The sequence below is a fragment of the Flavobacterium silvisoli genome (genome assembly GCF_004329815.1).
Lineage (GTDB): Bacteria > Bacteroidota > Bacteroidia > Flavobacteriales > Flavobacteriaceae > Flavobacterium > Flavobacterium silvisoli.
The window spans coordinates 1-14,951 of record NZ_SJPE01000005.1 but is presented as its reverse complement, the minus strand read 5'-3'; the positions used below and the strand labels follow the sequence as shown (position 1 = coordinate 14,951).

At 32.9% G+C, this 14,951-nt stretch carries 14 protein-coding genes; 3 read left to right on the top strand and 11 right to left on the bottom strand.

Features of this window, described 5'->3' with window-relative positions:
- Positions 1-405: 405 nt before the first annotated feature.
- The 5 genes from EZL74_RS05650 to EZL74_RS05630 all read right to left on the bottom strand — a co-directional run bounded on the left by EZL74_RS05650 (position 406) and on the right by EZL74_RS05630 (position 5,961).
- A complete protein-coding gene (locus EZL74_RS05650) occupies positions 406-1,011 on the bottom strand; it encodes an outer membrane beta-barrel protein (RefSeq protein ID WP_131475628.1) in 606 nt (201 codons plus the stop codon).
- Positions 1,012-1,138: 127 nt separating this feature from the next.
- A complete protein-coding gene (locus EZL74_RS05645; RefSeq protein WP_131475627.1) occupies positions 1,139-2,320 on the bottom strand; it encodes a hypothetical protein in 1,182 nt (393 codons plus the stop codon).
- A 102-nt stretch (positions 2,321-2,422) separates the two neighbouring features.
- Positions 2,423-3,733: a T9SS type A sorting domain-containing protein gene (locus tag EZL74_RS05640; RefSeq protein ID WP_131475626.1), complete on the bottom strand. Its 1,311-nt coding sequence runs from the start codon at positions 3,731-3,733 to the stop codon at positions 2,423-2,425.
- Positions 3,734-3,757: 24 nt separating this feature from the next.
- The gene (locus EZL74_RS05635) at positions 3,758-4,954 is read right to left on the bottom strand and encodes a hypothetical protein (RefSeq protein WP_131475625.1); all 1,197 of its coding nucleotides are present in this window, start codon (positions 4,952-4,954) and stop codon (positions 3,758-3,760) included.
- Positions 4,955-4,965: 11 nt separating this feature from the next.
- Positions 4,966-5,961: a WD40/YVTN/BNR-like repeat-containing protein gene (locus tag EZL74_RS05630; RefSeq protein WP_161971705.1), complete on the bottom strand. Its 996-nt coding sequence runs from the start codon at positions 5,959-5,961 to the stop codon at positions 4,966-4,968.
- A gap of 135 nt (positions 5,962-6,096) precedes the next feature.
- Here EZL74_RS05630 and EZL74_RS05625 point away from each other — a divergent pair, with 135 nt between their 5' ends.
- The gene (locus EZL74_RS05625) at positions 6,097-8,100 is read left to right on the top strand and encodes a sensor histidine kinase (RefSeq protein ID WP_131475623.1); all 2,004 of its coding nucleotides are present in this window, start codon (positions 6,097-6,099) and stop codon (positions 8,098-8,100) included.
- Between the two features lie 168 nt (positions 8,101-8,268).
- Here the strand turns inward: EZL74_RS05625 and EZL74_RS05620 are convergent, their stop codons facing one another.
- The 5 genes from EZL74_RS05620 to EZL74_RS05600 form a co-directional block, all read right to left on the bottom strand.
- The gene (locus EZL74_RS05620; protein WP_131475622.1) at positions 8,269-8,901 is read right to left on the bottom strand and encodes a response regulator; all 633 of its coding nucleotides are present in this window, start codon (positions 8,899-8,901) and stop codon (positions 8,269-8,271) included.
- Positions 8,902-9,014: 113 nt separating this feature from the next.
- On the bottom strand, positions 9,015-9,371 hold the full coding sequence (locus EZL74_RS05615) for a bleomycin resistance protein (RefSeq protein ID WP_131475621.1): 357 nt from the start codon (positions 9,369-9,371) through the stop codon (positions 9,015-9,017).
- Positions 9,372-9,551: 180 nt separating this feature from the next.
- Positions 9,552-9,950, bottom strand: a complete 399-nt coding sequence (locus EZL74_RS05610) for a hypothetical protein (protein WP_131475620.1) — start codon at positions 9,948-9,950, stop codon at positions 9,552-9,554.
- A gap of 430 nt (positions 9,951-10,380) precedes the next feature.
- Positions 10,381-10,794: a DoxX family protein gene (locus tag EZL74_RS05605; RefSeq protein WP_240034563.1), complete on the bottom strand. Its 414-nt coding sequence runs from the start codon at positions 10,792-10,794 to the stop codon at positions 10,381-10,383.
- A gap of 122 nt (positions 10,795-10,916) precedes the next feature.
- A complete protein-coding gene (locus tag EZL74_RS05600; RefSeq protein WP_131475619.1) occupies positions 10,917-12,005 on the bottom strand; it encodes a T9SS type A sorting domain-containing protein in 1,089 nt (362 codons plus the stop codon).
- A 356-nt stretch (positions 12,006-12,361) separates the two neighbouring features.
- Here EZL74_RS05600 and EZL74_RS05595 point away from each other — a divergent pair, with 356 nt between their 5' ends.
- The gene (locus tag EZL74_RS05595; protein ID WP_131475618.1) at positions 12,362-12,943 is read left to right on the top strand and encodes a Crp/Fnr family transcriptional regulator; all 582 of its coding nucleotides are present in this window, start codon (positions 12,362-12,364) and stop codon (positions 12,941-12,943) included.
- Between the two features lie 85 nt (positions 12,944-13,028).
- Entirely contained in the window at positions 13,029-13,652 is a 624-nt protein-coding gene (locus EZL74_RS05590; RefSeq protein ID WP_131475617.1) for a hypothetical protein, read from the top strand.
- 819 nt (positions 13,653-14,471) lie between these two features.
- On the opposite strand, the gene EZL74_RS05585 is transcribed toward EZL74_RS05590, so the two are convergent.
- Positions 14,472-14,951, bottom strand: a 480-nt coding sequence (locus EZL74_RS05585; protein ID WP_161971704.1) for a DDE-type integrase/transposase/recombinase, incomplete at its 5' end; no start/stop codon positions are given.

Genomic DNA, 14,951 nt, shown 5'->3' with positions numbered 1-14,951 from the left:
GAGCTATGGCATATTATAGTAAAAAGAACAGCATACTTTTCTTGATAGATGTTTATGTTCAAATCTATTCTTAATACATCAGACATGGAATCCCTTAAAAAGGGTATTTTGCACTACCTGAAAACAGGTTTTTTTGGCGGCTTTACCGAGCAAAACATATCATAATATGTATTTTTTGTACTAAATATTATTGGAGTAATAGTATTGCTGATAAATAAAAAAGACAACCCATACGGATTGTCTTTCAAAATAGGAGGTATTCTCGATAATTATTTAACCATTTACCAGAAAGATTTTTTTCTCAAATATCTCACTACTGTTATTTTATCAAATAAAAACTATATAGACTATATTATGCTAATGTCAAGCCTAAATTTTATAAGTAGTAGTTATTCTACTATTTTTTTACAAGAGGTAGATGAAATTAATTGAAATCAAAGAAGTTTGTTTTAGTATTTGCTTGTTCCCTTTAAAGCATTCAGATTGACCTTCGATCATAATACCAAAATTGACTTTTGGGTCAACTTTTATAACAATTCCGGAGAAAACACTGACTCCCATATTCATATAATGATCCTTTTGATTTGTAACATTACTAACGTTGCTTTTAAAAAGATAGTTTCCGAACAGCCCTACTCCGGTATTAAAAATAAGTTGGTTTGAGAACTGGCTTTTATAAATCAAATTTACCGGAATCCTTAAGTATTTATTTTTTATAGGATTAGATTTATTGTCTGAAAAATAGTTTGTATTAAATTCATTATATCCTAAACCATAGTCAATATCCAAATGTTTGTTGATTTTGGAGAGCACAGCAAAATCTATTTGTGTTGAATTTCCATTTATGATTCCATAATCGTCAATTTCTAATTGAGAGAATCCTAGTTTTGTTTTAATTGCAAAAGCGGTTGAATGTACTTCTGTTAATTGTTTAGTATTATTTTCTCCCTCCTGTGCTAACATTATAAAATTAGATGCTAAAAGTAGTGTAGTTAAAATTGATTTTTTCATTTTGGTTTTTATTTAGATATTATTAAGAAGTATTAATTTTCGTTTAAAACAGCCAGTTTATTATTTTCGAGTAATCACCAAAGAAGTACTTTTTATACCTGAAAAAGTTGTTTTTGGGTGTTAAAAGTTATTTTATAATCTGTTCAAAATGCTCTATAACCTGATAATCCTTGTTTTTTACAATAATGTTATATCTTCCTTTTTCTAAGATTAGAGTAGTGTTTTGTTGATTGTTTTGGATTTCAAGTATGTCTACCGGAATACCGTTTTGTTCGTATTCTCCCATTCGGTATGCTAAAACTAATGCCGGGAATTGTTTGATTTTTGATTTTGGAATGTTGAAATATTTTCTTTGACCGTTTAAGGTTAACCAAGTAGGTCGTCCCTTTTTGTATTTTGTTTTAGAATGAATAATTCTACAATCGGTTTGCTTGTTAGTGGGATTTCCAGTGAATAGGTTGTTATTTTTATCGGCTAATATGCAAGGGAAATCCTTGTTAAGCATTTGAATATATGGGGAGTTGAACTCAGCATTTCCATGCTCAGTATATGAAACCTGATCTATAGTAAAAGGGTCAATATTAACTAAATCTTTTAGTCTCCCGGCCATTGCTTTCTCCCAACTTTTATTACCCGGAATTCCTTCAATAACATGGTCATATCCACAGTGAATCAAAAATTTTGAACGTGGATTTTTTTCAATGATTTCGGCAATATTTTCAGCCTGCTCAATCTCTCTTTCTTTGCCGTTTTTTTCTTCAGAAGCTTCATAATTAAAAATTGTAAAACCAATCTGTATTGCCTGATGAATCATGTTGGCCAATTGAGGTTCATTTGTATAATAGCCACTATCTTTTGTAGCAAACTTACGATTGTTAATTGAAGTATCGTTGATTGCTTCCAACCCTAAAAACCGATATCCATTTTGGTATAAATCGTTTAGCAATGAGGTGGTAAACACTCTATGACCTGCATTGTGATGTGCTTCATTTATAATTATTATTTGCTCTTTTTTTGACCGTTTGATTATGTATTCTTTAGCATTGTGGGCTGTGAAATTTTTAAAGTATAAACTATCCTCTTTGGTTATTTTAGGTTTTCTTGAACCGTTTTTATCCCAAGTTGTCAAAGCCTGATTATGATAACCACTTATAGAATAGTCCGTTGCTCCAATTTGATATTTCCAGGATACGGTATCTTTTTCAATTTTTGCGGCTATATCATCTGAAAACAGATACATTTCTTTCTCTGTTTGAGCTTGGAGAGTAAGAGCAAAAAAAAGGATTATTATATTCGAAAGTGACTTCATAATCTGTAATCTGATTATATTATTGATTCTTTAATGATAACTTGAACTATTTAGTTTAAGGGAGGGGTATTTGTGGCTAACTTAATTAAATTTAACTTGGTGTTATGATTTTATAAATTTGAGAGAGTAGGTTTCACCGGTATCCGTTGTGATTTTGGTTATGTACATTCCGGAAGCAATTTTTTCTATGTTGATCATGTCATTATTATGACTTATGCCTTTGGCTACCGTTCGACTATCAGAAGCATATATTTCATAATGATAATAATTAGTAAGCGCTGAAAGTTTTATACTGATGTAGTCTGAAGCAGGGTTTGGAGTCAGTATTATCTGATGTTCTGTATCCAAATCATCATTCCCCAATGATTCGTCAGTTGTAAAACTCCATGTCTCAGACCATAAACTGACATTTTCAAGCATATTGACCCGTACCCTCCAGAAATAAGTCGTGTCAGGTAAGAGTGTGTTGAATGCGGCCGTCAATTCACCTGTGATTCCTGATTGGACTATGTTAGAAAAAGAATTGTCAGTTGCACATTGATATTCATAGGTATTAGCCCCGAAAACCTCGTTCCAAACAAAATGGTTGTTTAATGATACAAGGGTTGCATTATTTGCGGGAGATATTAATAAAACAGGGCTGTTGAAGGTAATATTCAAACCAATTACTTTGGAAAAAACAGGTCCCCAACTACCATCATTGGCTTTAATTCTGACATGTATAACATTTAACCCTTGTGTAGGCAGTAGAGCATCAGCAACACTTATGGTTTCAAATGCCTGATTGAAATTACCATCAAATGCCAACATTGTATTGCCGTTACCTTGTCCAGGGTCTAAATTCCAAAAGTATTCGGCTTCAGTTACTTTTGCCAAGTTATTTGAGCTGTTGTTTTCGGAAACTTTCAGCACCTTTTTGAAAACAGCGCCCCAATTACCATCATCTGCTTTTACTCTGATTCCTAATATGTGATTTCCGGAGGTTGGCAGTATTGTATTATTGCTTAGTATATTCTCCAGCGCTTGATTAAAATTACCGTCAAATGCTAACATTGTATTGCCATTGCCTTGTCCGGGGTCAACATCCCAAAAATATTCAGCCTGAGTTATCTTGACAAGATTATTTGAATGATTATCGTTAGCTACCCTAAACACTCTTTTACAGACAATTCCCCAATTACCGTCATTTGTCTTAATTCTAATTCCTAAAATATGGTTACCCGGATTAGGAAGTGAAGCAGTAGCTTCCAAGATACTTTCAATTGCCTGATTAAAATTTCCATCAGCTGCGTATAAGGCATTGCCATTGCCTTGTCCGGGGTCAACATCCCAAAAATATTCAGCGGTTACAATTGACTGTGCATGCGCCCATATTGTGAATAGTAGTATAGTGGATACCAGTATATGTTTCATAATATTATTTTTTACTATCTACTGCTATCTGTCAAATCCATCTGCTTTTATGTTTAGCGGTCCCCCTGAGGTAGAAATGCCAAAAGGCATATCAATATTATATATTCTTGAACTACCGGTTATTGGGAAATAGTTTTCTAAGGAATATGAACCTCCGTAGCATCCTGCATCCCCACGTGTGAGATCTAGATCATAAAATTCAAAACTTGGATCAGCACCGTTTTTTGCCGGTGATGACTGTACTAACTGACCCGTAGTTTGATCAACCATAGGTGAGGCTACAATTGTGTCTGTAGACGATAAGGAGTTGTATTGTCCTACGGTATTGATAATGAAATTATACGAACTGCTACTTCCTGCTGTAATAAATACATTCGGATTATATGATGTGGTGGTTGATGATACCTGAATTATGTTATTTTTAATCCTGGCCGGTGCATTGAGGTTGAAATATTTTGGTCTTTCCGAAGAGAAGGAACTCGTACCATAAGGAACAATTATGGTATTGTTGATTATATTCATCATGTTGGTTGTTGTGGAGTAGAAATAATATATGGAAAAGAAAGCATTTGATGAATCTGGATTCAGTGCTTTTATAAAATTGTTTTGGATGTTTAAAAAGACATTTCCCGAACACATTATTCTGGGCGTTTTATTAGCAATGATATCTACAGTGTCATTTGAAATTGAAGTGGAATTCTGAATGGCAATTTGGTTTATCTGGTTGCTGATTTCATTTCCAATTACCTTTCCGTGAGAAATATTGATGTTGCCATTTGATAAAATGTTTGAAACGACATTGACATAGTATTGATTACTGAAATTGATATTTCCCCCTTCGAGTAAGCATCCCATAATGTTAACGTTAGTGCGCCATCCTGAAGTTAATCCCTGAATATTTCCGGATACTAGGTGTGCTCCTATGATGGTAATAACCCTGTTGTTTGAAGCTTCCAATGAAATGTTTCCCTGAATTTTGTATCGCACCCCATCTTCAGCAGTAGCAAATTCCAGAGATTTATTGATAGTGATGTTTTCAATGAATGGATTGTCACCAATTTTTGGATATACAATGATTCGGTCACCATCAACGGCTGCCGTAATCGCGGCAGAAATCGTCGGGTATGTTCCTGCTGCTCCGTTTTCCTGCACGATGCGGTCTGTTGCGAAGGCATTTGTTACGATTAGTAATGCGGTAAAAATTTTGATCACTTTTTTCATTTTTTATTTTTTTAATAGTTAAGTTTTACAACCATTGTATGTAATTGACCATTTCCTAATATCATAATTTTATGACTATCCATTTTGGCTACAGCAGTAAAGTTCATCGCTTCACTTGAGGGTTGGTAGCTTTTTTGCAGAAAAGTACCCCAATTATTGTTGGTCAATAAGATATCTCCATAAGGAAAGAAACTATTTTCATAGTGTTGGCCAATACCTATGCATTTTAACGCATTTAAGTATAGCAGTTTATTTACAGGGTTAGGTAATGTAATGGAACTATTATCCAAAAGATTAATCAACTTTCCTTCGTTTTTAACTACTGTTTTCCCGGAAACAAAATAAATGCTACTTAGATTGTTTTGGTTGATTAAGTCAATTGATTGCCAATTTTGTCCTCCATCTATTGTTTTATAGTAAGCGCTACTATTTACCGTTGCTATACCATAATTGCTGTCTCTAAATTTTACATCATTAAAATTTTCGTCTGCATTGGCTAAAACAGAGGTCCAAGTTAATCCTCCGTCAGTTGTTTTTATGAATAGTTTATTTCCGGTTATAAATCCTTCATTTTCATTTTTAAAGAACATTCCGTTTGGGGCGCCGTTTGCGGTATTGTTTAAATTGATAGTTGTCCATGATTGGCCAGCATTAGTAGTTTTCAGAAGGTAACTCCCCGTATTGTCTCCTCCTATTACAAACCCTGTATTTTGGGTTACAAATTGAATTTCCTTCAGAGGAAAAGTGACATTAGAATTCAGTAGATTCCAATTGACACCACCATCAGTTGTTTTGACAATCTTGCCTAATCTTGAAACTGCATAGCCTGTATTTTCATCGGTAAAAGTTAAACCGTCATAGTAGTCCTGAGGAATGTTTGCATTTATTGTAATCAGGTTACTTAAGGATAAATCAGGGATGGTCTCGGTGTTGTTTGTTGAATCACTACTGCAGGAATAGAATACTGACAGGGTAATAGCTGCCAAAAGATAAATTGAATTTTTCATAGTTTTTAATTCAAAATTAATGAGTTCCAAGCGCATTGAAAATCGCTTATAAGCAGTATTTGTATTTACCTGTATTCAGGTATTTTTATCGTTTTTAGTTATCGTTTTGAATCAATGAATTAAATTTGGCGTTAAATGAAATATTATTTTTTGCCTTTCTTTTTGTTTTATACCGCTCTGATTTCTGCTCAGAGTTTTTACTCATTATATGATGACCAGGGTATGATTGATAGTTTAAAGACTGAGATTAATCATGCCAAAACGGATAGTATTAAGGCAATACTTAGCTTTAAACTATCCAACATTTATTTGAAAGACGGAAATGAAAAGTTGTATTTAAAATATTTGAAAGCAGGTCAACGATTTGGAGCGGGAAATAACTATCTAAATGATATCTCGTATTATTTCAGTAGTTCAAAGTACATTTTTACCAAGAATCGGGCTTTGTATCAAAGGGCATTAGAAGAAGCAGACAGTCATTTGCGTAAATATTCTCTTCGGGAAGTTTATTCGATGAGGTCAATGTTGTACAGGAGTCAGTATATCAATCTAACCATGATGAATAAGCCTGAGTTAGGATTTAAGATATTACTTGAAAAGGCTGTTCCTATGGCCAAAAATGCAAATGATTCAGAAATGATGGGAATTTTGTGTAAATCAATTGCAATAACATTTTACAACGATTCTAAATTTGATAAGGCTGAGTTTTATATTAAAGAGTGCATTAAGAATATTGAAAAAAAGACTTATTCCAGTTCTACTTATAGTGAAAGTTTAATTGAAAGTTATTTGCTTTATTCGGAAATACTTATTACACAAGGTAAGTTTCAAAATGTGGATAATCTTTTGCGAAAGACTCAGAAGAAATTGCAACAGCATCCCAATTCAAATCTTTACCCATCCTACTATTATACTAAAGGGCTTTTTGAGCATAGTAAGGGAAAATATAAGGAAGCACTCATAGCCTACGACGAAGGGATAAGATTAGCCAAATTAAACAAGGATAACTTTTCAGTAGTAAGGATAAATTTGATAAAGTACGATACTCTTAAAGCGCTTAAAAGATTTACTGAGGCAAGAGATTTATTGCTGACTGTTATAAACAGTAAAGATATTCATATCATTGATAAAAAAAATTGTATAAGGGAGCTATCCTGGCTATGTAAAAAACTAAACGACCTTCCCAAATCATTATTTTATATTGATGAGTATATTAAACTTAGCGATAGTTTAAATACAGAGTCTTATGAAAAGGAAATAGCTTCGTTGGAAGCAAAGTATAAAGACGCAGAAAATCAAAAGAAAATTCATCTTTTGGAAATCCAAAAGAAGATGATGATTTTGGATGCGGAGCGAAACAAATGGTATCATTTACTACTTATTTTGGTTGCTGTTTTATTGTTAGTTATTGTGGTTTTTTTATGGAGATATTCAAAGAATAAAGGGAAGTTAGCTAAACAAAAAGAGATTAACTATATTCAAAATTTAGAAAGCCTAAAATCACAGAAAACTTTAGATGTCATGCAGGCCATGATTGATGGGCAGGAAAAAGAACGGACCAGATTGGCTCGTGATTTACATGATGGAGTAGGGAGTAGGTTGTCATCGTTGAAGATGCAGATGGCCCAAAAAATCGAAGGCGTTGAGAATAAGAATGAGTTTAATGAGTTGATTAATCTATTGACCGTTTCGATAACAGAACTCAGACAAGTAGCTTTTAATTTGGTGCCCGAAGCGCTTTTAAAATTGGGACTGGAAGCAGCATTAAAAGATTTGTGTTGTTCCATGTCGACAGAAACTATCAAGATTTATTTTACCGCTAATGAAATTAAAACAGATTTAAAGTCTAACGATCAGATTACCATTTTCAGAATAGTGCAAGAACTCATTAATAATGCTTTAAAACATTCGGGATGTACGGAGGTTATAGTTGATTGTAGTCAAAACAACAATCTTTTCTTAATTGTAGTTGAAGATAACGGAAAAGGGTTCAAGAATGATGAGGATCAAATTGTCACAGGTCTTGGAATTAATAATATTAAGAACCGTATAGCATTACTTAACGGAAAAATGGAAATACAATCAATTCCAAATATGGGGAGTGTTTTTAATATTGAATTGCAGATAAATAATGAATGAGATAAGCTGTTTGTTGTTGGCTCTGAAATTTTAAAAACAGTTACAACTAAATAAACAATAAATGATGCCAAAAAAACAGTAATAAAATAAGGAATGCAAAGAGTGAGGTAATTTATATAAAGCGGTTTTGGCGATAATCAGACTCTAAATTTAAGGACTCCTGCCCTTTTAAATTAGGGCATTTTTGATAACAAAACTAACTAATTCTGCTACATTCTTAACCTGAAATTTGTTCAGTAAATTTCTGCGATGTGTTTGAGTGGTTAAAAAACTTAAAAACAGGATGTCTGATATTTCCTGAGTGGATTTACCTTCTATTAATAATTTTAGAATTTCTTTTTCCCTTCGAGTCAATCTCGGAACACTTTTCAGGTCTGAAAACTGAGCTTTATCCATTAAAGATTTGACTTCTTTACTAAACACCACGGTTCCGTTTTGAGCTTTTTTGATACAAAATAAAAATTCATCAAGACTGGCACTCTTTAATAAATAACCACTAGCCCCATTTTTAATCATTTGTAACACAATACTTCTTTCTGCCTGACTACTCATCCCGAGTATCGTTATCCTGGGATGTTTCTTGGCTATTTTTTGACAGACATCAATTCCATTTTCATCTGAGAGAAAAACATCTAATAATAATACATCAACGGTATTAATTTTTTTATAAGTCAATAAGTCAGTACTGTTTTGAAAACCGGCTATTACTTCATAATCGTCAGATTTTGAAAAAAGCATTACTAATCCCTCTATTATTAGGGGATGATCATCAAGTATCGCTATCTTTTTTTTCAGATGCATAGATTTCAATTTGAATTACTCTTACGGGTTATAAATATATTTCAGTTCAAATACAATCATCGAAAAGAGCTTCCTGATTTTGTATATTTAGATTAGTTATTTAACTGTTGTCTTTAAATTGGTTGGCCAAAAGTAAGTAAATTGTTATCGGGGTCAAGAATAGAAAATTCCTTTTGGCCCCATAATTTTTTAGACAGATGACCATTTGGATGTATCACGATATCTTTCTCCAAAAATGATATGAATAGTTGTTCAATTGCATCAGTTCTGATATAGACCTGACCATAATTTTCATTGATATCCAGCTCTTTAAATTCAAAAAAATGTATTTCTACGTTATCTTTTTTTACCATAAGGTAATATTCATATTCCTCGCTGTCTATTTTTTCGAAACCTAATTTATTGACATAAAAGTCAATACTGACATTCCGGTCTCTCATGGGTAATTTTGGGCTTATGTTAAGGAGCATAATCTTTTTTAAATTAAATCTTTTTTTGTTTTTGACGATTATCATTATGGTATTTCAGAAAATAAAAAAGACTGAACTTCTTTTATCTACACTTCAAATTTACTGAATATACAGATTAAAAGTGAAAGAAGTAGTCAATAGAAGTTCAATCAAATTATTTGTTACACAAATGTCTGCCTTTTATTCGAACAAATAAGTTACTGCCCCTGATGTGCTCTGAAAGGTCTGAGATTTTACTACAGTGTTTCCGACCAGTATTTCCAGTTTTACCGTTTGATTCGTGTTAGTACCATAGCCCAATGATAATACATCATTTTTATTGACTGTTCTTTGAAGTGATTTTGTGTAAGGCAGTGAAGCATTGGTTACATCAGTATTGCCGCCGGTTTCATTTTTGTATTGGACTATTGCAGTGCTGTTGGTAGTTGTACTGGTAACCCGATACATGATTTCAACATTCTTTGGATATGAAGTTGTATTTGAACTACTATCACTACTGCAGGATGATAAGAGCAATGAGAAAATAAGTGCAAAAATCGTAACCGGAATCATTAATAGCGTGTTTAATCTTGTTTTCATAGCATTTGATTAATTTTTAATTAAAGTGTTTGTTTTTAAGTTGAAAGACAAATTTACCGGTGACAAATTGATTTTGCTATACCTAGAAAGTAGTGAAGTTTTATACCTGTAATCAGGTATTTACTTTTATATCGAGAGTTATTTGACTTTAAATTAAAGTTTGATTACAATTAAATACAGTATGGAAGTTTACCAGAATCAACAATTGAAAAACTGTATACTATGATGTGTTGTTCTGAAAAATGTAAAGCTTCTATACTTATTTATTGGGCAGACGGTATTTGTTATTGTTATAGGTTTCCAGTGTATTATTGTCTGACTGAATATTTAAAAGTAACTTCCTGTATGGAGTTTTTGGATATTAATTTGGTCATAATTGTCATGGAATGATAATTGACTAAAACCGGCAGGTTTCTAATATTTTTTTAAATTATGAAACATGTTTTTTATAATTTTTTGATATGATGATTGACAGTAATACACAGATAAGTAAGAAACTGAATTCCATACCATTTCTACCTCCACCTACTACAAACCAACCTTCACGTAAATGAACGGTTAGAATACCGGCTGTGAGAATGAAAATATTTATTGCACAGGCCGTTTTGCAATATCTGTTAATGATCAGTAAAAAAGAGGTAATAATTTGGAGGATTACAACTGACCAAGCAATTAAATTTCCAAAAGGAGCAAATCCAATTTTATTTAAAAACAGGTTCCCAAAATCGTTAACATCGTTATTCGTGAAAATTCCGTGTAAGCTATGGGACAGAAAAATTACCGCTAGAGCGATACGCAATATAAAATTGGAGCAAAGTACTGTCATTGTGTTCGGGTTATTCATATGTATGTTTACAAAACAACAACCTGTTGTCATTTTAAGGATTCAATTCAACATGTAAGTATTTTGGTTTTATTTTTTAAATTTAAATCTTTAAAACAATTAAATTGCCTCAGGGGTCACCTTTAATTTTTAATGAACTTTGTTAAGAATACAGCATTGTTTTCGGCAGTAATTTTAATGAAATATAAGCCATTCAGCAGTCGGGTTAAATCGATTTGATTGACAGAAATTAGATTAATGCTAACTTTTTTGCCTAAGATATCATATACGGAAATGTCTTTAATATCTGACTCTGTTTGTATATTTAGTTTATCATTGGCAGGATTGGGTGAAATTGTCACGATTAGATTAGATTCAAATTTTTTTGTATTTAGACTGTTTAAATCAAACTTTACAATACGATTGGCACCACTCTCTGCGATGTAAAGCTCATTATTGTATACAACCATGCTTTGAGGTTGGTTTAGTCCTGTAATCAGTAATTGAGCAGACGAGGAGCCTGTGTAGAGATTAACTCTGTAGACGCTACCGTTCTGGCTATCGGATATGAATAGCCAGTCTCCATTAAGCAGTAAAGAGGAAGGATTAGAGATACCGGTTGTTATTTGGGTAGATACGGGACTTGGATTAGTGATACTATTTGAAAAAACCCCATAATAAGGGTTTGAATAGTAATAGATGTTACCATCTATTATCAGATCACTAGCCAAATCATTTCTTAATAGGGTTGTTTGGAAAGAGGAACCTTGAGGAGTCAATTTTTTTATGGCATAATTTCCAAAATCTCCAATATAGAGATTACCATTTTTAAGATCTAGTCCCATCGGGGTCACTAAACCACCGGTTATATAGGGTGTTATTTGTGGAGTATCTGTTCCACTAATGTTAGCTCTTGAAATTTTACCCATATTCGGATCCGATTCTACTACGTATAAATAAGAGTCGTTTGAAATTTTAAGACGCGTTGGTTTAATGATATTAGTTGATAATAAATCAACTATTTGGGGTTCTGTAGTATTCAGTATAATATATGATACTTTGTAATTAAGAGCATCCGCAGATTGGGATACGTATAATCTGTTTGTTGTTTGATCAAAGGCCAGCCCATACGGACCTGATAAACCTGATGCAACTACGGTAATTTGAGCAGTTGCAGTAAAAAAAGCAATGCACATAATTATTAAAACGGGTAATCTGTTACACTTTTTCATTTTTAACTTTTAGATAAATTCAATATGTAAACTTAATTTCAGAAAGGCAATTATACTATACCTGAAAAAAGGTATAGTTTAACACTATAAATTAGATAATATTCAGTATACAATCCCAGTGAAGGCAGTTATAGATTCTATGACAAAACTGAATTTTCTGAAAAGGATAAATTATAAAATTTTAAAACTATAGAATAAAAACTACCTTTGACAGCGGTTTGACCTAATAGCCAGATTTTCATTCATAGAAAATACATTGATCGTTACAACCGCTTCTTACATTTTCATTAACGTGCTACCACTGCAGAAAGCGCGGAACGTAGTTGGGTAGTCCAACGAGTAACAATATTAAAAAAATGCAGGATATTCTATTTGACTTTATATCAAAATATATCTCTTTGACTGAGGATGAGAAGGGTGCATTACTTTCATTAGATCTGTTTCGCACAGTAAAGAAAGGGACTGTTTTGCTGAAAGAAGGGCAAAAATCAAACGAGAGTTATTTTGTTCTAAAGGGCTGTATTCGTACCTATTATATGATAGACTGTGAGGAGAAAACTACTGCTTTTTATACAGAAATGGATGCTTTAACACCCCCGTGTGTAATTAGTAAAACTCCATCCCTATATTATATAAGCTGTATTGAAGACAGTATTCTGACAATTTCAACTTCTGATATGGAAGCAGAAATAAATAGTAAATTTCCAAAGTTTGAGATGATGTGCAGAATTTTGTCTGAAGAATTGTTAGCCAAACAACAAATGGATTTTGATGAGTTTAAAACGTCTTCGCCAGAGCAGCGGTATTTGAATTTATTGCAATCAAGACCGGACCTTATTCAACGTGTCCCTCAGCACCAATTAGCCAGTTATTTGGGTATAAAACCACAATCATTAAGCCGGTTAAGAGCGAGGATTTTTGAAAAAAATAAAGATTAATACCCATTTCTTAACTTAAGTGAACAATTTTAAGTCTATTGCCAAACTTTCTTTGCAATATCGTTTAACATCAAGTAAAAAAGATATGAAAAAGAAGATTTTACGGATTGGACTTGCACTTGTTATAGCAAATAGCTTAAAGGCGAATGCGCAATATGAAAAAGGGAATAGTACTTATAAAAAGTATTTTATAGGGAGTACCTTATTTATGCTCGCCGATTTAATACCTGATAATAATCCGCCGGGTATGGTTTATTTGAACTTCGGTTATCGCCTCACAGGGAAAGACGTAATTTCACTTGAATTAAAAACATGGAAATATGGTTGGCCAATTGGCATTCCTTATGGCAAATCGTATGAAGCAGACGGTGAGGGGTTTCCCGGTCACATTCGAGAATATGGTTTTTCACTCGCTTACTACAGGTTCATATGGAAAGGTCTTTTTGCCCAAGTTGACGTGATGCCGGCTTGGCAAAAATTCGTGAATGAAGACAGTAACTCAATTGGTAATGGCTTTCAAATCTTTAACACTTATTCGATTGGTTATCACATTAAACTATTCAATGATCGTTTTTTTATACAACCCTCAATTGCGATAACTCATCGCCCTTATCAATCAAAAATGCCTGACACGTTTCAACAGGTTGACGATAAATGGCCAAGATTTTTCTACGGACAGCCTGGATTGCATTTTGGGTATAACTTCTAACAATTACCCTAATCATAAAAGAGTTCGGTAAAAAATAAAAAAGAACACCAGCGGTTTTCAAGCAATAGTTAGTTGTTGCTTGCCTTAGATAAATCTTATCTGTAACAGAAAATAATTAAATCCTAAAGCGATAAGTATATGAAGACAAGTTATGTTGAGGGTTTCTGAATTTACCCTCAATTCATAGGTTCCGATGGTTCTTATTTCGTTTTAAAAGATGTAAATGCCTTTGGTATCCGCAGAAGGATTTTTGCACACAAATCCTAATCCATCAATAGATTGTCTCCCTGATTCTGTTGAAGAGGCTAGGGATTTATGGGCTTTCTGCTTTTGTGCGATTGTCTTTTAAGTGGGCTCAAAAAATGATATTACTGATAAGGGGATTATTATGGTTGGATTCTCGATATGTTTTAATAGATTTTTAGATTTGTTTTTATTAAATCATTAATTTAGAAAAGAGAAAAGTGTTTAAGTAAACTAAGAATGCCATAGGCACACAAAAAGAAGGTAATGTTTTTTCTTTTCATTCTGAAATCTTACACCCCGCCGAGATAATTAACTACCTTGAAGTCGGTATAGATTTGCTCATACAGTGAAGTTTCAAAATGAGGTATTTGCTTTGTTGCTCCCGGCAGGTCCCTGAAATAATCATAAAACATTTTAGGGTAGTAATCCTGCTGCTTTTCATACACTCCTCATACACTATCTATGCTTTTGGTATGTTTTATCTATATAGGTGACCCGTCCTAAAATAACTATACAGGTTATTAAATAAATCCTATTATAGCTATACAAATATACTTTTTAATCCTAAAGTTGCTATACAATTGCTTTTTCATGATTAAAACTTCTATTATAGTTTTTCCATCTCTTGTTTAATATTTCTGATTGTAAATGTGCTTGGTTAGGGGTTAAATAATCACAACTGGCATGTGGCCTTAGTTCATTATAAGACTTAATGCTTTTACTTATTCTATGTTTTGTTTGATCAAAGCCTAACGAGCTACTGTAAAGGTTGAACTCTGTTTTAATGATGCCGTTAACTCTCTCTGCCAATGCATTTTCATAGGGATCTCCGTTCTCAGTCATACTTATAGCAATATTATTTTTCATTAATAAATCAACGTAGTTATGAGAACAATATTGAGAGCCTCTATCGGAATGATGAATAATCGATTGACCATACCGTCTGTTATTCAATGCCATTTTTAAAGCTTCAATACAGCCTTCTGCTGCCAGGTCCTGACGAAAACTATATCCCATTATTTTTCTTGAATAAGCATCGGTTATTAAACTCAG